The sequence below is a fragment of the Streptomyces sp. NBC_01352 genome (assembly GCF_036237295.1).
GTDB lineage: Bacteria > Actinomycetota > Actinomycetes > Streptomycetales > Streptomycetaceae > Streptomyces > Streptomyces plumbiresistens.
The window spans coordinates 5,568,154-5,590,866 of sequence record NZ_CP108354.1 but is presented as its reverse complement, the minus strand read 5'-3'; the positions used below and the strand labels follow the sequence as shown (position 1 = coordinate 5,590,866).

The 22,713-nt window shown below is 67.6% G+C and carries 17 protein-coding genes; 9 read left to right on the top strand and 8 right to left on the bottom strand.

Annotated features, from left to right (window positions below; genetic code table 11):
- Positions 1-58: 58 nt before the first annotated feature.
- On the bottom strand, positions 59-1,537 hold the full coding sequence (gene dnaB / locus OG252_RS25885; RefSeq protein ID WP_266436707.1) for a replicative DNA helicase: 1,479 nt from the start codon (positions 1,535-1,537) through the stop codon (positions 59-61).
- 459 nt (positions 1,538-1,996) lie between these two features.
- Between dnaB and OG252_RS25880 the strand changes: the two genes are divergently transcribed.
- Complete coding sequence (locus tag OG252_RS25880; protein ID WP_329339033.1) at positions 1,997-3,334, top strand: MATE family efflux transporter; 1,338 nt, start codon at positions 1,997-1,999, stop codon at positions 3,332-3,334.
- 143 nt (positions 3,335-3,477) lie between these two features.
- Here OG252_RS25880 and rplI read toward each other — a convergent pair whose 3' ends face one another.
- The 4 genes from rplI to rpsF all read right to left on the bottom strand — a co-directional run bounded on the left by rplI (position 3,478) and on the right by rpsF (position 5,213).
- Positions 3,478-3,924 carry a 50S ribosomal protein L9 gene (rplI, locus tag OG252_RS25875; RefSeq protein WP_067018185.1) on the bottom strand — a complete coding sequence of 149 codons (447 nt, stop codon included), beginning with the start codon at positions 3,922-3,924 and terminating at the stop codon, positions 3,478-3,480.
- A gap of 18 nt (positions 3,925-3,942) precedes the next feature.
- Entirely contained in the window at positions 3,943-4,179 is a 237-nt protein-coding gene (gene rpsR / locus OG252_RS25870) for a 30S ribosomal protein S18 (protein WP_003949403.1), read from the bottom strand.
- Between the two features lie 57 nt (positions 4,180-4,236).
- Positions 4,237-4,845 carry a single-stranded DNA-binding protein gene (locus OG252_RS25865; RefSeq protein ID WP_307676022.1) on the bottom strand — a complete coding sequence of 203 codons (609 nt, stop codon included), beginning with the start codon at positions 4,843-4,845 and terminating at the stop codon, positions 4,237-4,239.
- Positions 4,846-4,922: 77 nt separating this feature from the next.
- Complete coding sequence (rpsF, locus tag OG252_RS25860) at positions 4,923-5,213, bottom strand: 30S ribosomal protein S6 (protein ID WP_005482942.1); 291 nt, start codon at positions 5,211-5,213, stop codon at positions 4,923-4,925.
- 265 nt (positions 5,214-5,478) lie between these two features.
- Between rpsF and OG252_RS25855 the strand changes: the two genes are divergently transcribed.
- The 3 genes from OG252_RS25855 to OG252_RS25845 all read left to right on the top strand — a co-directional run bounded on the left by OG252_RS25855 (position 5,479) and on the right by OG252_RS25845 (position 8,187).
- Positions 5,479-5,781 carry a hypothetical protein gene (locus OG252_RS25855; protein WP_266436695.1) on the top strand — a complete coding sequence of 101 codons (303 nt, stop codon included), beginning with the start codon at positions 5,479-5,481 and terminating at the stop codon, positions 5,779-5,781.
- A 178-nt stretch (positions 5,782-5,959) separates the two neighbouring features.
- Entirely contained in the window at positions 5,960-7,081 is a 1,122-nt protein-coding gene (gene femX, locus OG252_RS25850) for a peptidoglycan bridge formation glycyltransferase FemX (RefSeq protein WP_266436693.1), read from the top strand.
- Positions 7,082-7,155: 74 nt separating this feature from the next.
- Positions 7,156-8,187 (top strand): alanine racemase, encoded by a 1,032-nt coding sequence (locus tag OG252_RS25845; RefSeq protein WP_266436691.1) that lies wholly within the window; start codon positions 7,156-7,158, stop codon positions 8,185-8,187.
- 100 nt (positions 8,188-8,287) lie between these two features.
- On the opposite strand, the gene OG252_RS25840 is transcribed toward OG252_RS25845, so the two are convergent.
- Together OG252_RS25840 and OG252_RS25835 are read right to left on the bottom strand one after the other, a co-directional pair.
- Complete coding sequence (locus OG252_RS25840; protein WP_406494052.1) at positions 8,288-9,808, bottom strand: glycosyltransferase family 87 protein; 1,521 nt, start codon at positions 9,806-9,808, stop codon at positions 8,288-8,290.
- A gap of 109 nt (positions 9,809-9,917) precedes the next feature.
- Positions 9,918-12,629, bottom strand: a complete 2,712-nt coding sequence (locus tag OG252_RS25835; protein WP_266436689.1) for a transglycosylase domain-containing protein — start codon at positions 12,627-12,629, stop codon at positions 9,918-9,920.
- 386 nt (positions 12,630-13,015) lie between these two features.
- On the opposite strand from OG252_RS25835, the gene OG252_RS25830 reads away from it, so the two are divergent.
- From OG252_RS25830 to OG252_RS25820, 3 genes are all read left to right on the top strand, one after another.
- Entirely contained in the window at positions 13,016-13,699 is a 684-nt protein-coding gene (locus OG252_RS25830; protein WP_329339027.1) for a PadR family transcriptional regulator, read from the top strand.
- A gap of 44 nt (positions 13,700-13,743) precedes the next feature.
- Positions 13,744-14,826, top strand: a complete 1,083-nt coding sequence (locus tag OG252_RS25825) for an inositol-3-phosphate synthase (protein ID WP_266436686.1) — start codon at positions 13,744-13,746, stop codon at positions 14,824-14,826.
- A 79-nt stretch (positions 14,827-14,905) separates the two neighbouring features.
- Complete coding sequence (locus OG252_RS25820; protein WP_329339025.1) at positions 14,906-16,168, top strand: MFS transporter; 1,263 nt, start codon at positions 14,906-14,908, stop codon at positions 16,166-16,168.
- Positions 16,169-16,276: 108 nt separating this feature from the next.
- Here the strand turns inward: OG252_RS25820 and OG252_RS25815 are convergent, their stop codons facing one another.
- Positions 16,277-17,719 (bottom strand): CCA tRNA nucleotidyltransferase, encoded by a 1,443-nt coding sequence (locus OG252_RS25815; RefSeq protein ID WP_266436682.1) that lies wholly within the window; start codon positions 17,717-17,719, stop codon positions 16,277-16,279.
- A gap of 257 nt (positions 17,720-17,976) precedes the next feature.
- Here OG252_RS25815 and OG252_RS25810 point away from each other — a divergent pair, with 257 nt between their 5' ends.
- Together OG252_RS25810 and murJ are read left to right on the top strand one after the other, a co-directional pair.
- Positions 17,977-20,370 (top strand): DUF6049 family protein, encoded by a 2,394-nt coding sequence (locus OG252_RS25810; RefSeq protein ID WP_329339023.1) that lies wholly within the window; start codon positions 17,977-17,979, stop codon positions 20,368-20,370.
- 44 nt (positions 20,371-20,414) lie between these two features.
- Complete coding sequence (murJ, locus tag OG252_RS25805) at positions 20,415-22,682, top strand: murein biosynthesis integral membrane protein MurJ (RefSeq protein ID WP_329339021.1); 2,268 nt, start codon at positions 20,415-20,417, stop codon at positions 22,680-22,682.
- Positions 22,683-22,713: the final 31 nt, after the last annotated feature.

Genomic DNA, 22,713 nt, shown 5'->3' with positions numbered 1-22,713 from the left:
CTCTGTGCCATCGGAGATGAGACTGTGCCGCGAGATTTGAGACCCTGCAGGGGGCTGATCAGGTCTGCGCCATGTCCACGAACCGCGAGTAGTGGCCCTGGAAGGCGACAGTGATCGTCGCCGTCGGGCCGTTACGGTGCTTGGCCACGATCAGGTCGGCCTCGCCCGCACGCGGGGACTCCTTCTCGTAGGCGTCCTCGCGGTGCAGCAGGATGACCATGTCGGCGTCCTGCTCGATGGAACCGGACTCACGCAGGTCGGAGACCATGGGCTTTTTGTCCGTGCGCTGCTCGGGACCACGGTTCAGCTGGGAGAGCGCGATGACCGGAACCTCCAGCTCCTTGGCCAGCAGCTTGAGGTTTCGGGACATGTCCGAGACCTCCTGCTGACGGTTTTCGGCGCGCTTCGAGCCACCGGACTGCATCAGCTGGAGATAGTCGATGACGACCAGCCTGATGTCGTTGCGCTGCTTGAGCCGGCGGCACTTGGCACGGATCTCCATCATCGACAGGTTCGGGGAGTCGTCGATGAAGAGCGGCGCAGCCGAGACATCCGGCATCCGCCGGGCAAGGCGCGTCCAGTCCTCGTCGGTCATCGTGCCGGATCTCATGTGATGCAGGGCGACGCGGGCCTCCGCGGACAGCAGACGCATCGCGATCTCGTTGCGGCCCATCTCGAGGGAGAAGATGACACTGGGCAGGTTGTTCTTGATCGACGCGGCCCGCGCGAAGTCCAGTGCGAGCGTGGACTTACCCATGGCGGGACGGGCGGCGATGACGATCATCTGGCCCGGGTGCAGGCCGTTGGTGAGCGAGTCGAAGTCGGTGAAGCCGGTGGGCACGCCGGTCATCTCGCCGCTGCGCGAGCCAATCGCCTCGATCTCGTCGAGTGCGCCCTCCATGATGTCGCCGAGCGGCAGATAGTCCTCGCTGGTGCGCTGCTCGGTGACCGCGTAGATCTCCGCCTGGGCCCGGTTGACGATCTCGTCGACGTCGTCGTCGGCCGCGTACCCCATCTGTGTGATGCGGGTACCGGCCTCGACCAGGCGGCGCAGGACGGCACGCTCGTGAACGATCTCCGCGTAGTACTCGGCGTTCGCCGCCGTCGGCACGGTCTGGACGAGCGTGTGCAGATACGACGCCCCGCCGACCTTGTTGATCTCGCCGCGCTTGGTGAGCTCGGCGGCGATCGTGATCGGGTCGGCCGGCTCGCCCTTGGCGTAGACGTCGAGGATCGCCTGGTAGATCGTCTCGTGCGCGGGCTTGTAGAAGTCGTGGCCCTTGAGGACCTCGACGACATCGGCGATGGCGTCCTTCGACAGGAGCATGCCGCCGAGCACGGACTGCTCGGCATCGAGGTCCTGTGGCGGAACGCGCTCGAAGGACGATCCGCCGCCCTCCCAAGCGCCGTTCTCCCTGCCTCTGTCGTGCTGCTCGTCGCGGCCCCGGGCTCCGTCGCCGCGCCGGCGGGAGGTGGGCAGACGATCACTGGGACCGCTGTCGGCCCAGGGGTCGTCCAAGGGCTCGGAAATACTCACCGAGCCACCTCCTCCCGTCCGCAGAGCGGACCTAGCCGTGCCCCTCTTTTCTACGGCACGGCACTGACAAATGAGACGCCCAACTCCGGTTCTGGAGCGTCGGTTTTGTCGTGATTTCCAAGCCGACGAACGGAGCGGGCGCCGGTCCACCGTAGGCCCGCGGGCACCGTCAGCCAATCTGGTTATCCACAGGCCATGTGGACGACGGCCCGGATGCTGTGGAGAACTCCACAAAACCTGTGCACGACCCGGTGGACAGCCCTGTGAACAAGCCTCGTGTTATCTCGCGCCAACTACTCTGACCTGCCCTTTTCCCATCCACCGGCTGTGCAGAAGAAAAACTTTCCCGGTCGGGCCAAGATCACATCGACCGGTGCTCACAAGTGCGCACCACGAGAGAGGGAGTAAGGGTCAGACAGGCATTGCATCTCTTACCTGTGGACGATTAGATTGGTGCTCATGACACAGGCTCCCGCGCCCCTCAAGGCCGCCCGACGTCGGCACGACCGAGAGATCGTCGCGCTGGCCTTCCCGGCCTTCGGCGCCCTCGTCGCCGAGCCCCTCTTTGTCATGGCCGACAGCGCGATCGTGGGCCATCTCGGCACGGCCCAACTCGCCGGACTCGGCGTCGCCTCGGCCCTCCTCATGACTGCCGTCAGCATCTTCGTCTTCCTCGCCTACGCCACCACGGCCGCCGTCGCTCGGCGCGTCGGTGCGGATGATCTACAGGCCGCCATACGCCAAGGCATGGACGGCATCTGGCTGGCGCTGCTGCTCGGTGCCGTCGTCATAGCCGTCGTACTGCCCACGGCGCCGGCCGTTGTGGAGCTCTTCGGCGCCTCCGACACCGCCGCCCCGTATGCGACCACGTATCTACGGATCTCGGCCCTGGGTATCCCGGCCATGCTCGTCGTGCTCGCCGCCACCGGAGTCCTGCGCGGGCTACAGGACACGAAGACCCCCCTGTACGTCGCCATCGCAGGCTTCGTCGCCAACGCCGTCCTCAATGTGGGCCTCGTCTACGGGGCCGACCTCGGCATCGCGGGCTCCGCCTGGGGCACGGTCATCGCTCAATGCGGCATGGCCGCCGCCTATCTCGTGGTGGTGGTCCGTGGCGCCCGTCGGCACGGCGCCTCTCTGCGCCCCGACGCCGCCGGGATCCGGGCCTCCGCGCAGGCCGGCGTACCTCTGCTGGTCCGCACACTCTCCCTGCGGGCGATCCTGATGATCGCCACCGCTGTGGCGGCCCGCCTCGGTGACGCCGACATCGCGGCACACCAGATCATCCTGTCGCTGTGGAGCCTGCTCGCCTTCGCGCTCGATGCCATCGCCATCGCCGGACAGGCCATCATCGGCCGCTATCTCGGCGCCGGCGACCCGGAGGGGGCCCGTAACGTCTGTCGTCGCATGGTGCAGTGGGGCTTCGCCGTCGGCATTGCGCTCGGCGTCCTGGTCGTGATCAGCCGCCCGGTGTTCCTGCCGCTGTTCACCAGCGACTCCGTGGTGAAGGATGCCGCTCTGCCCGCTCTGGTGATCGTCGCCCTCTCGCAACCGATCTGCGGCGTCGTCTTCGTCCTGGACGGAGTCCTGATGGGCGCGGGCGACGGCCCGTACCTGGCGTGGGCGATGCTGGTCACCCTGGCGGTGTTCATCCCGGCCGCCTTCCTTGTCCCCGCACTCGGTGGCGGGCTCACGGCGCTTTGGGCGGCCATGACGCTGATGATGATCGTGCGGATGCTGACGTTGTGGCTGCGAGCCCGCTCCGGCCGCTGGCTGGTGATCGGTGCGACGCGCTGACCGCTTGAACGCGCCGACCGTTTCACGTGAAACCAGCGTTTCACGTGAAACATGGACTCCGCTGCCGGTCTCAGACACAGAGAAGGGGCCGCACCCGACGGGGTGCGGCCCCTTCCCTCAGCAATCCGTGCCGAGCGCAGCGATCAGGCCGCGACGACCTCGATGTTGACCTTGGCGGCAACCTCGGGGTGCAGACGCACAGACGTCTCGTGAGCGCCCAGCGTCTTGATCGGCGCGCCCAGCTCGATGCGGCGCTTGTCGACCTCGGGGCCACCGGAAGCCTTGATCGCGGAAGCGATGTCGGCCGGGGTGACGGAACCGAAGAGACGACCGGCATCGCCGGAGCGGACGGCCAGACGGACCTTGACACCCTCGAGCCGGGCCTTCACAGCGTTGGCCTGCTCGATGGTCTGGATCTCGTGGATCTTGCGAGCGCGACGAATCTGCTCGACGTCCTTCTCGCCACCCTTGGTCCAGCGGATCGCAAAGTTCCGCGGGATCAGGTAGTTGCGAGCGTAACCGTCCTTGACGTCAACGACGTCGCCCGCGGCACCGAGGCCGGAGACCTCGTGGGTGAGGATGATCTTCATGTTTCGGTCACCCTTCCCTTATCGCGCGGTGGAGGTGTAGGGCAGCAGCGCCATCTCACGGCTGTTCTTCACAGCCGTGGCGACGTCACGCTGGTGCTGGGTGCAGTTGCCGGTCACGCGGCGAGCACGGATCTTGCCACGGTCGGAAATGAACTTCCGCAGCATGTTCGTGTCCTTGTAGTCCACGTACGTGACCTTGTCCTTGCAGAAAGCGCAGACCTTCTTCTTCGGCTTGCGCACAGGCGGCTTCGCCATGGTGTATCTCCTGTGTGATCAAGAAGTGTGGGTACGACCCACCCTCGGCCCGAAGGCCTAGAAGGGGGGCTCGTCCGAGTAGCCGCCGCCAGCGCCACCGCTGGCGCCGCCGGAGTTTCCACCCCAGCCGCCGCCACCGCCGCCGCCCTGGTTGCCACCGGCGGGAGCGCCGGTCGCCCACGGGTCGTCGGCCGGAGCAGCGCCGCCGCCCTGCTGACCGCCGCCGGGGCTTCCGCCCCAGCCGCCGCCACCCTGGGCGCCACCGCCACCGCCGCCGCCGTAACCACCCTGGCCACCACGGCCGGCGGTCTTGGTGACCTTGGCCGTGGCACTGCGCAGACTGGCGCCGACTTCCTCGACGTCCAGCTCGTAGACCGTGCGCTTGACGCCCTCACGGTCCTCGTAGGACCGCTGCTTCAACCGGCCCTGCACGATGACGCGCATGCCTCGCTGGAGCGACTCGGCGACGTTCTCAGCCGCCTGACGCCAGACCGAGCAGGTCAGGAACAGGCTCTCGCCGTCCTTCCACTCGTTCGTCTGGCGGTCGAAGGTGCGGGGAGTGGACGCGACACGGAACTTCGCGACCGCCGCACCGGAAGGGGTGAAGCGCAGCTCGGGGTCGTCGACAAGATTGCCGACGACCGTGATGACGGTCTCGCCTGCCATGGGGGAACCTCTCGGCGGGTTTGCTGCTGGCTGCTAGTGCTGCTACTCGAATCCCGAGATCAGCTGAGCGAAAGAGCTCAGTGGGTCTCGGGACGGAGGACCTTGGTCCGGAGGACCGACTCGTTCAGGTTCATCTGGCGGTCGAGCTCCTTGACGACCGCAGGCTCGGCCTGCAGGTCGATGACCGAGTAGATGCCCTCAGGCTTCTTCTTGATCTCGTACGAGAGACGACGACGGCCCCAGGTGTCGACCTTCTCGACCTTTCCGTTGCCCTCGCGGACGACGGAGAGGAAGTTCTCGATCAGGGGGGCGACAGCGCGCTCCTCCAGATCGGGGTCGAGGATGACCATCACCTCGTAGTGACGCATGTAGAACCCACCTCCTTTGGACTCAACGGCCACGGCAGTTCCGTGGCAGGAGGGTTGTGATGCGTACGCAACGGTATCGGCCGCCACTGACAATCGGGGGTCCCGAGAGGGAATCCCTTGCCATGACGTGGGCAGACACCGGTGCAGACGCTACAGACTACCCGCACAGCGGCTTCCGGTTGAAATCCGGCCGCAGGGACCGTCAATCTGTACGCATCGGGTGTGTATGGCGCTACGATGCGCCGTCTTCCGCAGGAGGTGCCCTATGGCACAAGCAATGCGACCCAACACCGTCGGAGGCCTTTTCGCCACGGACGGCAGGCCCCACCCACTCCAGGACACGCTGCTCGCGGTGACCCTGGTACTGGGCCTCACGTCGTTCGTCACGGCGATGTTCCACAGCCTGCATCTGCTCAGCTCCTGGACCGGACTGGTGGGGATCCTCACCGGCGCGTACGGGCAGTGGATCTCGGAGACGACGCGTGAGCGCTTCGGGCTGATCCTCGGCCTGGGCGCGGCGGGGGTCGGTTTCTTCCTCGGCATGGCGCACGGCGGTCTCTTCGGCTGAGGCCGCGGACATCGCCCGCTGAACCACCCATAAAGTACGGCGGAACGCCTCGGCGGCCACAGGCAGGGGCGAAGGTGCCGTATGCCCAGTCGGGGCGCTCGCTAGGCGCAGTAGGCTTCGGCGCGAGAGCCGGAGCCCCTGTACCCATGGGGACACACCAGCCCGAGGAGCGCCCCGAATGAGCCTGACCCTGAGGACGATCAGCCGTGAGCAGCATCTGGCATACATCCAGAGCCTGCCCTCGGCGAGCCACATGCAGGTTCCGGCCTGGGCCGACGTCAAGGCGGAGTGGCGCTCCGAGAGCCTCGGCTGGTTCGACGACCGCACGGGCGAGATGGTCGGTGCCGGCCTCGTTCTCTATCGCCAGCTCCCCAAGATCAAGCGTTACCTTGCCTACCTGCCCGAGGGCCCGGTCATCAACTGGTTCGCGCCGAACCTCACCGAGTGGCTGGAACCGATGCTCGCCCATCTCAAGCAGCAGGGCGCCTTCTCCGTGAAGATGGGCCCGCCGGTGATCATTCGGCGCTGGGAGGCCACCTCCATCAAGGCGGGTATCCAGAATCCGGACGTGAAGCGGCTGCGGGACATCGAGGCCGACTTCATCGAACCGCGCGCCTTCGAGGTCGCCGACAAGCTGCGCCGCATGGGCTGGCAGCAGGGCGAGGACGGGGGCGCCGGCTTCGGCGACGTACAGCCCCGTTATGTCTTCCAGGTGCCGCTGGCGAACCGCTCCCTGGAAGAGGTCCACAAGAACTTCAACCAGCTGTGGCGCCGCAACATCAAGAAGGCCGAGAAGGCCGGCGTCGAGGTCGTCCAGGGCGGCTACCACGACCTCGAGGAATGGCAGCGCCTGTACGAGATCACGGCTGTGCGCGACCACTTCCGGCCCCGGCCGCTGTCGTACTTCCAGCGCATGTGGACGGCCCTCAACACCGAGGACCCCAACCGCATGCGGCTGTACTTCGCCCGGCACAACGGTGTGAACCTGTCGGCGGCGACGATGCTCATCGTCGGCGGGCACGTCTGGTACTCCTACGGCGCCTCCGACAACATCGGCCGTGAGGTCCGGCCCTCGAACGCGATGCAGTGGCGGATGCTGCGCGACGCCTACGCGCTCGGCGGCACGGTCTACGACCTGCGGGGCATCTCCGACTCGCTGGACGAGACCGACCACCTCTTCGGCCTGATCCAGTTCAAGGTGGGCACGGGCGGCCAGGCCGCCGAGTACCTCGGCGAGTGGGACTTCCCGCTGAACAAGCTGCTCCACAAGGCGCTCGACATCTACATGTCGCGTCGCTGAGGTCGCGTTCTTCGCTTCAATAGCTCCCATACCTCTGATACACCGCAGCCACGAGAAAGGTTCCAGGTCCGGCCATGGCGCTCACCCTCTACGTCGACACCGCGCGCTGGCGGGCGCATCACAAGCACGTGCAGGAGCAGTTCCCGGGACTCGTCCCGGTCTGCAAGGGCAACGGCTACGGCTTCGGACACGAGCGGCTGGCGGAGGAGGCCACGCGGCTCGGCTCGGACGTCCTCGCCGTCGGCACGACGTACGAGGCCGCCCGGATCAAGGACTGGTTCGGCGGTGACCTGCTGGTGCTGACGCCGTACCGGCGCGGCGAGGAGCCCGTCCCGCTGCCCGACCGGGTCATCCGCTCGGTGTCGTCGATCGACGGCGTGTACGGCCTCGTTGGGGCCCGGGTGGTCATCGAGGTGATGTCCTCGATGAAGCGGCACGGCATCAGTGAGCAGGATCTGTCACAGCTGCACGCGGCCATAGAGAACGTCCGCCTGGAGGGCTTCGCCATCCATCTCCCGCTGGACCGTACCGACGGCTCGGACGCCGTCGAGGAGGTCATCGGCTGGATGGACCGGCTGCGCGCGGCCCGCCTGCCCCTGCACACGATGTTCGTCAGCCACCTCAAGGCCGAGGACCTGGCCCGACTGCAGCAGCAGTTCCCGCAGACCCGCTTCCGCGCCCGTATCGGCACGCGGCTGTGGCTGGGGGACCACGAGGCCACCGAGTACCGCGGGGCCGTTCTGGACGTCTCGCGCGTGGCCAAGGGCGACCGCTTCGGCTACCGGCAGCAGAAGGCCGCCTCGGACGGCTTCCTGGTGGTCGTGGCGGGCGGTACGTCCCACGGGGTGGGCCTGGAGGCCCCCAAGGCGCTGCACGGCGTCATGCCGCGCGCCAAGGGCGTCGCCCGCGCCGGCCTGGCCACGGTCAACCGGAACCTTTCTCCGTTCGTCTGGGGCGGCAAGCAGCGCTGGTTCGCCGAACCCCCGCACATGCAGGTCTCCATCCTGTTCGTCCCGTCCGACGCCCCGGAGCCGAAGGTCGGCGAGGAGCTGGTGGCCCATCTGCGGCACACGACCACGCAGTTCGACCGGCTCGTCGACCGCTGAACAGCGGCTCCCCACCCGCTGAGCAAGCCAGGAACAGCCGAAAGGCCGTACACGGAACCCGTGTACGGCCTTTTGCGTGGTTCCCCTACGCCGCGTTCGCTCAGAGCGAACCGCCGACAGAGGGCTCGGAGGGGGACTCCCCGCCTCGGTTTCCCCACTCCACCTGAGGGACGTCGAAGTGGGCGGCGTGCCGCGGGGGATGGGCGGCGGGACCGAGGACGAAGACGTCCTCCGCACCGTCGAGCACGCCGCCCGAGGGATCGTCGTCGCCGGCCCGGCGCACCACGTCCCGCTCCGGCATGAAGATGTCGCGCACGACCACGACACACAGGTACAGCGTGCCCAGCAGGTGCAGGGCGATGGCCCAGTGGTAGCCGTCGGTCGGCAGGCCCTTGTGGGCGTCGCCGCTGGTCGTGTACGCGAGGTACATCCAGATGCCCAGGAAGTACGCCACCTCGCACGCCTGCCAGATCAGGAAGTCCCGCCACTTGGGCCGGGCCAGCACGGCCAGCGGCACCAACCAGAGGACGTACTGCGGCGAGTAGACCTTGTTGGTGAGGATGAAGGCCGCGACGATCAGGAAGGCGAGCTGGGCGAAGCGCGGACGGCGCGGAGCGGTCAGCGTGAGCACCGCGATACCTCCGCAGCACAGCAGCATCAACAGTGTGGCCATCGTGTTGACGGTCTCGGTGCTGGGCGGGTTGCTCGAGTTCTGGGACCAGATCAGCCAGAAGGAGCCGAAGTCGACGCCCCGCTCCTGACTGAACGTGTAGAACTTCGACCAGCCGTCGAAGGCGAAGAACATCACCGGCAGGTTCACGATCAGCCAGGCGACGATCGCACCCACCAGGGCCGTCCCGTACTCCCGCCATCTGCCAGCGCGCCAGCACAGCACGAGCAACGGGCCGAGCAGGAGGAAGGGATAGAGCTTGGCGGCCGTCGCGAGCCCCAGCAGAACGCCGAAAGCGAGGGAGCGGCCTCGCGACCACATCAGCATCGCGGCGGCCGTCAGAGCGACCGCGAGAAGGTCCCAGTTGATGGTGGCGGTGAGCGCGGCCGCGGGCGCCAGGGCGACCAACAGACCGTCCCAGGGACGCCGGGCGTGCGTACGGGTCACGCAGACGGCGATGACGGCGGCGCACGCCATCAGCATCCCGGCGTTGACCATCCAGTACCACTGTTCCTGGTCCTGGATGCTGCCGCTGCTGGGTGTGAGCCAGCTGGCGACCTCCATGAACACTCCGGTCAGCACCGGGTATTCGAGGTACTGCATGTCGCCGGGGAGCTTGTCGAAGTAGGGCACGAGTCCGTCGGCGAAGCCGCGTCCCTGGTAGAGGTGCGGGATGTCCGAGTAGCACGCGTGCGTGTACTGCGAGCTGGCGCCGAAGAACCAGGCACCGTTGTAACAGGGCGCCTTCTGGACCAGGCCGAGGGCGAACATGCCGATCGCCACGAGAGCGATGATCCGGACGGGAGTCCACCAGGACGTCCCGAGCAGGGCACGCCGCCCGACGGGGCCACCGATCAGCTCGCTGCCGTTCTTGGCGATCTCGTCGTTCTTGGTCGGCCGTACCAGGTCCGGCTCGTGCACGCTCGCTGGCGTCGATTCTGCACTGGGCATGTCGCACATCCTGCCGTACGCGCCTGGGAACATGCCGAGGGCCGCCGCACCTGGTGGGTGCGGCGGCCCCATGTTTCACGTGAAACACCCTTGGCGGGCGATATGGCGGCTAACCGGCTGGGCCTCCGAAGATGCCGCCGTTGTTGTTTCCGTTGTTCCCGTTATCGTCTGTCGGCGTGACTGTGGGTGTTTGCGTCACGCCCCCGTCGGTGGTGCCTCCGGTGTCCGTCCCCCCGGTGTTGTCACCGGTGCACTGCCAGTCGAACTGGCAGCTCTCGGTCGGGGTGGGCGACGGCGACGGCGACGTCTGGCTGGGCGTCGGACTCGGCGTCGGAGTGGCGGACGGCGTCTCGATGACCGTGGGAGTGGGCGTCGGACTCGGAGCGTCGTTGACGATCTCACCGATGGGCTCCGGAGTCGGGAAGGGCTCCGCCTTCACGCCCTTCAGCGCCTGTTCCATGTAGTCGTGCCAGATCTCGGACGGGAACGAGGCACCGTGGATCTTCTCCTGGCCACCCGTTCCGAACATCTCCAGGAACTCGCGGTTCTTCTTGGTCTCGTCGTCGTCCATCCGGAACATGGTGATCGACGTGGACAGCTGCGGGGTGTAGCCCACGAACCAGGCGGACTTGTTGCCGTCGGTGGTGCCGGTCTTGCCCGCCACCTCACGGTCGTCCAGCTTGGCGTTGGTGCCGGTGCCCTTGTCGACCACGGTCTTGAGGACGTCCGTGACGTTGTCGGCGACCTTCGGGTCGAAGGCGTCCTTGGGCGCGTCCTTGTGCGTGTAGATCTGGCCGTCCTTGCTCGTGACCTTCTGGACCGAGAACGGCTCGCGCTGCGTGCCGCTGGCCGCGAACGTGGCGTAGGCACCCGCCATGCGGATCGCGCTGGGGTCGGAGATGCCGATGGAGAAGGACGGGAAGCTCGTGCCGGCGAGGCTGTTCTCCTTGAGGCCGGCGTCCATGGCCGCTTCCTTCACCTTGTCCAGCCCGACGTCCATGCCGAGCTGTACGAAGGCGGAGTTCACGGACTCTCGCATGGCCTCACGCAGGTCGATCTGGTACTTCGGAGGACTGCCGTACGACTCCTGGCCGTCGTTCTCCTGGAGCCACTCCTTGTCCTTCTCGTTCTTCCAGATCGTCCCGTCGTAGTTCTTGATCTTCAGATCGTTCTTGCCGCTGAACAGGCTCTTCGGGGACACGACCGTGCGCTCGTCCTGCGCCTGGCTCTCGCCCAGGTCCGGATCGCGTACGCCCCACTTCATCGCCGCCGCGAGCACGAACGGCTTGAAGGTCGAACCCACCTGGGCGCCGGTCGCGTCGGCGTTGTTGGTGAAGTGCTTCGTCGCGTCCTCACCGCCGTAGATGGCCTTGATGGCGCCGGTCGTCGGATCCACGGAGGCTCCGCCGAACTGGACGTGAGTGTCCGTATCCGGGCGCTCCTTGGGCTTGATGTTCGCCTTCTGGACCTTCTGGACCGACTTCTCGAGCTCCTCGACCTTCTTCTTGTCGAAGGTCGTGTAGATCGAGTAGCCGCCCTGCTGCATCTTGTCGGCGCTGATGACGTCGTTGTTGATCAGATACGCCTTGGCGAGGTCGACTAGGTAGCCCACCTGGCCGCTCAGCTCGTTGTTCGAGCGCGGGTTCTTCACGTCGGGAAGGCTGGTGTACTTGGCCCGCACCTCGGGGCTCAGATGGCCGTACTCGACCATCTTGTCGAGCGTGTCCTGCATCTGCCTCAGGGCCCGCTTGCTGTTGGCCTCAGGAGTGGCGTTGGCCGGGTCGATGGACTGCGCGCCCGCCGGGTCGTAGTACGTGGCGCCCTTGAGGGTTGCCGCGAGGAAGGCACACTCTCCCTCGTTCAGGTCGACGGCGTCCTTGTTGAAGTACGCGCGGGCGGCCGCCTGGATGCCGTACGCCGAACGTCCGTAGTACGCGGAGTTCAGGTAGCCCTCCATGATCTTGTCCTTCGAGACCGTGGCGCCGACCTTGATGGAGACGAAGATCTCCTTGAACTTTCGCGAGACCGTCTGGGACTGGTCGTTCAGCATCGCGTTCTTCACGTACTGCTGGGTGATGGTCGAGCCACCCTGCGTCTCACCGCCGCGGGCCATATTGAACACGGCACGGGCGATGCCCTTGGGGTCGATGCCGCTGTCCGTCTCGAAGGTCTTGTTCTCCTGCGAGATGACGGCGTACTGCATCGCCTTGGGGATCTGCGAGAGGTTGACGTTCTGGCGGTTCGTCTCACCGCCCGTGGCGACCATCTCGTCACCGTTGGCCCAGTAGTAGACGTTGTTCTGCGCCGTCGCGGTCTGATCGATGTTCGGGACGCTCACCAGTGCGTACCCGACGCCCGCGACCGCGACCAGGCCTCCGAAGAAGCCGATGAACAGACCGGTCACCAGCTTCCAGGACGGCACCCAGCGCGCCACGCCGTACTTGCCGGCACGCGGGTAGTCGATGATCCGTTTCTTGTCCGAAGCGGCTGCACGCCCCCGGCCCCGCCCGGGGCCGGCCGCGCCGCCGGGGCCACTGCGCCGACCGGCGCGGCCGGCCGGTTCGGCCGCTCTGCGTCGGCCACCACTGCTGCTTCTCTGTGCCGCTCGCCGGGCCTCGGCGCGGCTGCCGAACTGACGTTCCTCGCCACCCGGACCGTATGAATCCGACTCATGGGAGCTCGCCCCATAGGAGTCGGAAGGAGACCCGGTGGCGCCTCGCGGAGCCGCGCGGCGGCCGGAGGACGAACCGGACTGGCCGCGTCGGGCCGCGGCACGTCCGCCTCCCTGCGGCTGCGGCGGTTTGCGACGGTGCTCGCTCATCGAACGACTACTCCTCGGGCAGGCGCACCTTTGCGCGCCTGGAAACGGCGGCTGGTTTCCGGTCCCCCCGAAGTACGGATGCGGTCGCTTCCGCATTCACCCGTACTGCACCGAGGACAATGACGCCCCCCAGGCGTCACTCGGTTCCCGGTGGTGTGCATGGCGCACAGACTACGCACCGTCAAAACCTGCCTAGCCCCGAAGTTCACCCCAAACCAGGCAACTCGCTTCCCATGAATCAGTGATGTGATCCCGTTCACCGTCCTCCCTCTTGCCGCAACCGGAAGGCCGTTCTATCGTCTGGATGTATCGAGTCGATACATCAGCTCGGCATAAAGACCGTCACGGCACCCGTCTCGACGGGGCGCGGCAGAGAGGAGGCGACGATGAGCCGGCGTTCCGGGATCCTCGAGTTCGCTGTACTCGGCCTGCTCCGCGAATCCCCGATGCACGGCTACGAGCTGCGCAAGCGACTCAACACGTCACTGGGTGTGTTCCGTGCGTTCAGCTACGGGACTCTGTACCCCTGCCTCAAGACGCTGGTCGCGAACGGCTGGTTGATCGAAGAGCCGGGGAACACCTCCGAGGACGCTCTCGCCGCACCACTCGCAGGGCGTCGCGCCAAGATCGTCTATCGGTTGACGGCGGAAGGTAAGGAGCACTTCGAGGAGCTCCTCTCCCAGACGGGGCCCGACGCGTACGAGGACGAGACCTTCGCCGCGCGTTTCGCCTTCTTCGGGCAGACCTCTCGCGATGTGCGCATGCGCGTTCTTGAGGGCCGCCGCAGCCGTCTGGAAGAGCGCCTGGAGAAGATGCGCGCCTCGCTGGCGCGCACCCGGGAGCGCCTCGACGACTACACGCTTGAGCTCCAGCGCCACGGAATGGAGTCCGTGGAGCGCGAAGTGCGCTGGCTGAACGAGCTCATCGAGAGCGAGCGGGCCGGACGGGACCTCAAGGGGTCCGGCTCCGGGGGGCCCGCTCAGCAGGACACCACATCTGGAGCGACGGGCGATCTGCCCCGGCCGGGGCACACCTCCCGGCCGGATTCGCCCGACGACACCGCCACGTGAGAGCCCACTCAGGGCCTCACTCGTACACACAGGGAGCAACCGGAATGGGTTCGGTTCGCGTAGCCATCGTCGGCGTGGGCAACTGCGCCGCCTCGCTGGTGCAGGGCGTCGAGTACTACAAGGACGCCGACCCGGCGTCCAAGGTCCCGGGCCTGATGCACGTCCAGTTCGGCGACTACCACGTCGGTGACGTCGAGTTCGTCGCCGCCTTCGACGTCGACGCGAAGAAGGTCGGCCTCGACCTCTCGGACGCCATCGGTGCCAGCGAGAACAACACCATCAAGATCTGCGACGTCCCGAACAAGGGCATCACGGTTCAGCGTGGGCACACGCTCGACGGTCTCGGCAAGTACTACCGCGAGACCATCGAGGAGTCCGACGAGACCCCGGTCGACGTGGTCCAGATCCTCAAGGACAGGCAGGTCGACGTCCTCGTCTGCTACCTGCCCGTCGGTTCCGAGGACGCGGCGAAGTTCTACGCCCAGGCCGCCATCGACGCCAAGGTCGCGTTCGTCAACGCCCTCCCGGTCTTCATCGCCGGCACCAAGGAGTGGGCGGACAAGTTCACCGAGGCGGGCGTCCCGATCGTCGGCGACGACATCAAGTCGCAGGTCGGCGCCACCATCACGCACCGTGTGATGGCGAAGCTGTTCGAGGACCGCGGTGTCCGTCTCGAGCGCACCATGCAGCTCAACGTCGGCGGCAACATGGACTTCAAGAACATGCTGGAGCGCGACCGCCTCGAGTCCAAGAAGATCTCGAAGACGCAGGCCGTCACCTCGCAGATCCCCGACCGTGACATGGGCGCGAAGAACGTCCACATCGGCCCCTCGGACTACGTGGCCTGGCTGGACGACCGCAAGTGGGCGTACGTCCGTCTCGAGGGCCGTGCCTTCGGCGATGTCCCGCTGAACCTGGAGTACAAGCTCGAGGTCTGGGACTCCCCGAACTCCGCGGGTGTCATCATCGACGCCCTGCGTGCCGCGAAGATCGCCAAGGACCGCGGCATCGGCGGCCCGATCCTGTCGGCGTCCTCGTACTTCATGAAGTCCCCGCCGGTCCAGTACTTCGACGACGAGGCCTACGACAACGTCGAGAAGTTCATCAAGGGCGAGGTCGAGCGCTAAGACGTCAGTCTTTTCGGCTTGTTGAGGGTCCCCGAGGCATTACGCCCGGGGACCCTCCCCGTATGTGAGGCTGTGCCCCATGGCCGTCGTCCGTGACCTGCGCGTCCTGCTCCGCTTCCGGAACTTCCGACGCCTCCTCGCCGTACGTCTGCTCTCGCAGGGCGCCGACGGCGTCTACCAGGTCGCGCTCGCCTCCTACGTCGTCTTCTCGCCAGAGAAGCAGACATCGGCCACCGCCATCGCCTCCGCAATGGCCATCCTGCTGCTGCCTTACTCCTTGGTGGGCCCCTTCGCCGGCGTCCTGCTGGACCGCTGGCGCCGCCGCCAGGTCTTCCTTTACGGCAACCTGGTGCGCGCCCTGATGGCATCGGTGACGGCTGTCCTGATCGTCAGCCAGGTCCCCGACTGGCTCTTCTACGTCTCCGCGCTGTGCGTCACGGCCGTCAACCGTTTCATCCTGTCCGGCCTGTCCGCCGCGCTGCCCCGCGTGGTGGACGCTGACCGCCTGATGATCGCCAACTCCCTTTCCCCGACCGCTGGAACGCTCGCCGCGACCGCGGGCGGTGGTCTCGCCTTCGCCGTACGGCTGGTGGTCGCGGACTCGGATGCTGCCGTGGTCCTGCTGGGAGCCGCCCTGTACCTGTGCGGAGCGCTCGCATCGCTGCGTATGTCACCGGAACTCCTGGGGCCCGACCGCCAGTTGGTGGAGCCCCGGATCGGGGCAGCACTCGCCGGCACTGCCCGCGACCTGGTGGCGGGCGTACGCCACCTCGCCGCGCCTTCCCGCCGGTCGGCCGCTCGAGCGCTCGGCGCGATGGCGTTGATGCGGTTCTGCTACGGCGCCCTGCTGGTCATGCTGCTGATGCTCTGCCGGTACGAGTTCTCCTCGAACACCGACGACGGACTCGCCCTGCTGGGGCTGGCGTTGGGGATCTCGGGCGCCGGCTTCTTCGCGGCGGCCGTCGTGACGCCCTGGGCTGCCGGCCGACTCGGGGCCGTCACGTGGATCGTCGTGTGCGCTGCGGCCGCCTCGATCCTGGAGCCCTCCCTCGGCCTGCCGTTCGCCACCGCACCCATGCTCGCCGCGGCCTTCGTGCTGGGCCTGACGACCCAGGGCGCGAAGATCGCCACAGACACGATCGTCCAGTCCTCGGCCGAGGACGGCTTCCGCGGCCGAATCTTCTCCGTCTACGACGTGCTCTTCAACGTCGCCTTCGTCGGGGCCGCTGCCGTGGCCGCCCTGATGCTGCCGCCGGATGGCCGCTCGATGCCGTTGGTGGTCACGATCGGCGTCATCTATGGAGTGGTTGCCGTTGCTCTGGCTCGGTCTGAACGCCAGTGAGTGTCGCAGGCGATGTTTCACGTGAAACATCGCCTGCCGCATCCGCCGTCGGCTCTCTTCTGCATCCGGGGGCATGTTTCACGTGAAACATGCCCCCGTTCCACGGCCTCAGTTCTGCTCGGACCACCACTCCTTGAGTGCGGCCACCGCCTCGTCGTGCCCCATCGGCCCGTTCTCCAGACGAAGCTCCAGCATGTGCTTGTAGGCACGGCCGACAGCGGGACCGGGCCCGACGTCGAGGATCTCCATGATCTGGTTGCCGTCCAGGTCGGGCCGGATCGCATCGAGCTCCTCCTGCTCCTGAAGCTCGGCGATCCGCTCTTCCAGGCCGTCGTACGCTCGCGACAGTGCGGCCGCCTTGCGCTTGTTCCGGGTCGTGCAGTCCGATCGGGTCAGCTTGTGGAGACGGTCCAGGAGCGGTCCCGCGTCCCGGACATAGCGGCGGACCGCAGAGTCGGTCCACTCCCCGGTGCCGTACCCGTGGAAGCGCAGGTGGAGTTCGACCAGGTGCGAGACGTCCTTCACCAGATCATTGGAGTACTTCAACGCGGTCATGCGCTTCTTGGTCATCTTCGCCCCGACCACCTCGTGGTGGTGGAACGAGACCCTGCCGTCCTTCTCGAAGCGGCGCGTGCGCGGCTTGCCGATGTCGTGCAGCAGTGCGGCGAGGCGGAGGACGAGGTCGGGACCGTTTCCCTCCAGCGCGATCGCCTGCTCCAGAACGATCAGCGTGTGCTCGTAGACGTCCTTGTGCCGGTGGTGCTCGTCGCTCTCCAGCCGCAGGGCCGGAAGCTCGGGCAGGACATGGTCAGCGATCCCCGTGTCGACCAGCAGCGTCAGACCCTCGCGCGGGTGCGCGGAGAGGATCAGCTTGTTCAGCTCGTCCCGTACCCGCTCGGCAGAGACGATCTCGATGCGCTCGGACATCTCCTTCATCGCTGTCACGACCTCGGGGGCCACCTCGAAGTCGAGCTGCGCCGCGAAGCGTGCGGCCCGCATCATCCGCAGCGGGTCGTCCGAGAAGGACTCCTCGGGCGTGCCCGGGGTGCGCAGTACGCGCGCCGCCAGGTCGTCCAGACCGCCGTGCGGATCGATGAACTCCTTCTCCGGCAGCGCGACAGCCATCGCGTTCACGGTGAAGTCGCGCCGGACCAGGTCCTCCTCGATGGAGTCGCCGTACGACACCTCGGGCTTGCGTGAGGTCCGGTCGTACGCCTCCGACCGGTAGGTGGTCACCTCGATCTGGTAGCCGTCCTTCTGCGCACCGACCGTGCCGAAGGCGATACCGACCTCCCACACGGAGTCCGCCCACGGCCGCACGATCTTCAGTACGTCCTGGGGTCGGGCGTCGGTCGTGAAGTCCAGGTCATTGCCGAGCCGGCCGAGCAACGCGTCCCGGACCGAGCCGCCGACCAGGGCGAGTGAGAACCCGGCCTTCTGGAAGCGGCGGGCGAGGTCGTCGGCGACAGGGGCGACTCGCAGCAGCTCAATCACCGCGCGGTGCTGCACCTGACTCAGGGCACTGGAGTTGTCTTCGTTGGCGTTCGGCACAACAAAAGAGGGTACGTGGCCCGGGCGACCGCGAGCTCCTCCATTAAACGGGCACAGACCCTCCACCCCGACCTGCACAAGGCCTGCCCATGAGGCTCACGGAGGCGATCCTCTTTATACGTGCACATTCGGGACAGCACGACCGTGTCCCCCGATCTTGTGGAGCAGTCCGCGGCACTTCCCCTCAGCGCGCATCGTTACCATGCGTGGACGCACATTCCGACGACCACTGACGACGACGAGGGACGGGCGAGCGCGTGGCCGAGGCGGCAGACTTCCAGGGGACGAGTCCCTCACCTGCCCGCCGCTGGCTGCGGCGCACCGGAGCGCTGCTCGCCGGGGCGCCTCTCCTGGCCGGACTGTGCCAGTTGCCCGCCGCCACGTCCGCACACGCCGCCGGTCAGTCCTCGGCACAGGCCGCCGCGGATTCGGGCACGGTGTCCGTGGCCCTCGACACGCTCAGCCCCAGCGCCCCCACGGACGGCGACACGCTGACCGTGTCCGGCACGGTGACCAACAACGGCAAGCAGACCGTCACCGACGCGCACGTGGGCCTGCGGGTGGGAAGCGAGCTGACCACCCGCTCGGCCGTCGACAGCGCCGCCAGGAACAGCGGCAGCACCCAGTCCGTCACGAGCCCGGAGATCGGCGGCAAGTACGTCGAGGAGTTCTCCAAGCTGACGCCGGGCGTCGCCGAGAGCTTCTCCATCTCGGTTCCGGTCGACGAGCTCGACCTCGGCGGCAGCGGGGTCTACCCGTTCGCCGTCTCGCTCTCCGGCGAGACGGCCGCACAGCCCTGGGAGCAGGTGCTCGGCGCGCGGAGCACGTTCCTGCCGTGGCAGTCCGGCGAGGCCGACACGAAGACGAAGACGACGTACCTCTGGCCGCTCATCTCCACCGTCCACATGACGGCGGAGACGGGATCGAACGAACAGCAGACGCCGGTCTTCCTCAACGATGACCTGGCCAAGGAGATCGCCCCTGGAGGCCGGCTGGACCAGCTGGTGTCACTGGGCAAGGATCTCGACGTCACCTGGGTCGTCGACCCCGACCTGCTGGCCTCGGTCGACGCGATGACGAACACCTACCGCGTGAAGTCGGGCAACACCACCCGGCCGGGATCCCAGCAGAATCAGAGGCTCGCGGGCCAGTGGCTCGCCAAGCTGCAGGATGCCGTGGCGGACAAGGAGGTCGTCGCCCTTCCCTTCGCCGACCCGGACCTCGCCTCCCTCGCACACAACGGCACGGGCGTCACCGGCTCGCTGAGCCGTCTCAACGAGGCCACGGACGTCGTCACGAACACCGTGGAGACGATCCTCCACGTGAAACCGACCACCGACTTCGCCTGGCCGGTGGAAGGGGCCGTCGACCCGTCGATCGTCAAGGTCGCCACCTCGGCCGGCGCGGACAAGGTCATCGCGCGCAGTGACAGCCTCCAAGAAACCGGCGGCCTGCCGTACACGCCCTCCGCGGCCCGGCCCATCGGTGGCGGCACCACGGCGGTCGTCGCGGACTCCCGGCTGTCGACGGCCTTCCAGGGCGATCTGCTGAAGGCCTCCGCCGCCACGCTCTCCGTGCAGCAGTTCCTGGCTCAGAGCCTCACCCTCAACCTTCAGACGGACAAGCAGCGCAGCATCGTCGTCGCCCCGCAGCGGATGCCGTCGGCACGCCAGGCCCAGGCCATGGCCGAAGCGGTGACAGCCCTGCAGGGCGGAACCTGGTCCCAGTTCCAGGAACTCACGGCGGCAGCCACGGCGAAGCCGGACCCGGGCGCCACCACGAAGGTGCCGTCGACGTCCAAGTACCCCTCCTCGCTGCGCAAGCAGGAGCTGCCCAGGTCGGCCTTCGAGCAGATCGCCGGCACGCAGGAGAAGCTCGACAGCTTCAAGGTGATCCTCGCCAACCAGTCCCGGGTGGTCACGCCCTTCGGACGGGCGATGAACCGTGAGATGTCCACGTCCTGGCGCGGCCGCGCCACGGAGGCGACCATCTTCCGCAACGACGTGCAGGAGTACCTCACCGGGCTCACCGGCCAGGTCGACCTGATCGACAAGTCGGAGACCAAGCTCTCGGGCCGCAGCGCCACCATCCCGGTGACCGTGCAGAACAACCTGGTGCAGGGCGTGGACCGCCTGGTGCTCCGGCTCACCTCGCTGAGCCCGAAGCGCCTCGAGATCGGCGGCGATTCCTATTACGAGCAACCGATCGAGGTCTCCGGCGGTCACAGCCAGACGGTGAAGTTCCCCACGACGGCCAAGGCCAACGGAAAGGCCACGGTGATCGCCCAGCTGTACACGCAGGACGGCCAGGAGTACGGCAACCCCGTAACCTTCGACGTGAAGGTCACCGAGTTCACGGCGACCGTAATGCTGGTCATCGGCGGCGGCTTCCTCCTGCTCGTCCTTGCCGGCTTCCGGATGTACACGCAGCGCAAGCGCGCGGCCGCCCGTGAGGCCGAGGAGGACGGCCCCGAAGGGGTCGACGAAGCTGAGGGCGGACCAGAGAACCCCGAGGGCCTCGAAGACCGTCTCAAGGAGGAGTCCGGCACCCGGGCCCGGGCAGACGACCCTGAGCACCAGAGTGACCCGACACCGGACACCCCAGCGGAAAGCGCAGACCCGTCCGGCACGGGTGAGAGAGTGGACCGTTGAGGATGTCGTGGCCGGTGGGCCCGGGACGATGAGGTGGGGTAACCATGAACGCGCCGTACGACGGTGACCGCGGCCAGGCCGCGGGCAGCTCGGGCCACCCCGAGGGCCCGCCGCCTGAGCACGGCCAGGTACCGCCGCAGCCCCCCGCCGACATGTACCTCCAGGACGCCTACGACCAGGACCCCTACCAGGCACAGGACCTCTACGCCCAGGACCCCGTCGCCGAGGCGCTCTACGACCGCGCGGCCCACCCACCGCCGTCGCCGGGCACGTACCAGCCGCAGCAGCCTCTGTATGCCCAGCCCCCCCAGTCGCCGTACGCCCCCGACCCACGCGTGTGGGCGCAGACTCCGGCCCCGGAGCCGGAGGGTCCGACCCAGTACCTGCCGTACGGCGACGATCCCCGCACCACCCAGTTCGTGGGCGTCGACGACCTGGTGTCCCAGGCCGGCGGGGAACGCCACGAGCCGGATGCCTTCGCCCACCTCTTCCGGGACCAGCAGCAGGGCGGCGGCCTCCCGCAGTACGACCCGCCGTCGGTGCCGGGTCCGGCGGCGGGCCCGGGTGAGCAGGCATCGGCGCCGCAGTACCGGGCTCCGGCGGCCCCCTCGCCCGCGGCCGACCAGACCATGAACCTCACCGCCACGCCCCCCGCGGCTCCGGCGCCCTCCGCCAAGAAGGGCGGGCGGGCCGGTGGCCTGCTGAAGTCGAGCGCCGTGATGGCGGCGGGCACGATGGTCTCCCGCCTCACCGGTTTCGTCCGCTCCGCGCTGATCGTCTCGGCGTTGGGCACCGCCTTCCTGGGTGACTCCTTCCAGGTGGCGTACCAGCTGCCGACCATGATCTACATCCTCACCGTCGGCGGCGGCCTGAACTCCGTCTTCGTCCCGCAGCTCGTGCGCGCCATGAAGGACGACGAAGACGGCGGTGAGGCCTACGCGAACCGGCTGCTGACACTCGTCATGGTGGCGCTCGCGGCGCTCACCGCGATCGCGATGTTCGCGGCGCCCCTCCTGGTGCGCGCTCTGTCGAACCCCGTCGCGAGCGACCCCGCGGCCAACGAGGTCGCCGTCACGTTCACCCGCTACTTCCTGCCTTCCATCTTCTTCATGGGCGTCCACGTGGTGATGGGGCAGATCCTCAACGCGCGTGGCAGATTCGGCGCGATGATGTGGACCCCGGTCCTGAACAACATCGTCATCATCGTGACGCTCGCGACGTTCCTGTGGGTGTACGGCACGGCCGAGCACTCCGGCATGAGCGTCACGAACATCCCGCCGGAAGGTCAGCGACTGCTCGGCATCGGCATCCTGCTCGGGCTGGTGGTGCAGGCCCTGGCGATGATCCCGTACCTGCGCGAGACCGGGTTCCGGCTGCGGCTGCGCTTCGACTGGCGGGGCCACGGCCTGGGCAAGGCCGCGATGCTCGCGAAGTGGACCATCCTGTTCGTCCTCGCCAACCAGGCGGGCGCGCTCGTCGTCACCCAGCTGGCCACCGCGTCGGTCGCCGACACGAAGATCCCCGGCACCGGCTTCAGCGCCTACGCCAACGCCCAACTGATCTGGGGCCTGCCACAGGCCATCATCACCGTCTCCCTGATGGCCGCCCTGCTGCCACGCATCTCGCGCTCGGCCGCGGAGGACGACGGCGGCGCCGTACGCGACGACATCTCCCAGGGCCTGCGCACGACCGCGGTCGCGATCGTGCCCCTCGCCTTCGGCTTCGTCTCGCTCGGCATCCCGATGTGCACGCTCATCTTCGGCTCCTCCGGCACAAGCGCCGCGACGAACATGGGATACATGCTGATGGCCTTCGGCCTCGGCCTGATCCCGTACTCAGTGCAGTACGTCGTCCTGCGCGCCTTCTACGCGTACGAGGACACCCGCACCCCCTTCTACAACACGGTCATCGTGGCGGCCGTCAACGCCGCCGCCTCCGCCGTCTGCTTCATCGTGCTGCCGGCCCGCTGGGCCGTGGTCGGCATGGCCGCCGCGTACGGCCTGGCGTACGCGATCGGTGTCGGCGTCGCCTGGCGCCGGCTGCGCAAGCGGCTGGGCGGGGACCTGGACGGCGGGCGCGTCCTGCGGACGTACGCCCGTCTCTGCATCGCCTCGGTACCGGCGGCCCTGCTCAGCGGCGCCGCCTGCTACGGCATCGGCCACACTCTCGGTCAGGGCGTCCTCGGTTCCTTCGCGGCACTGATCGCCGGCGGCGCGGTACTGCTCGCAACCTTCTTCGTCGCCGCCCGCAAGATGCGCATCGAGGAGCTGAACTCACTGGTCGGCATGGTCCGGGGGCGCCTGGGGCGCTGAGGCGGGGGTACGCGCACAACCATCGTCCGCC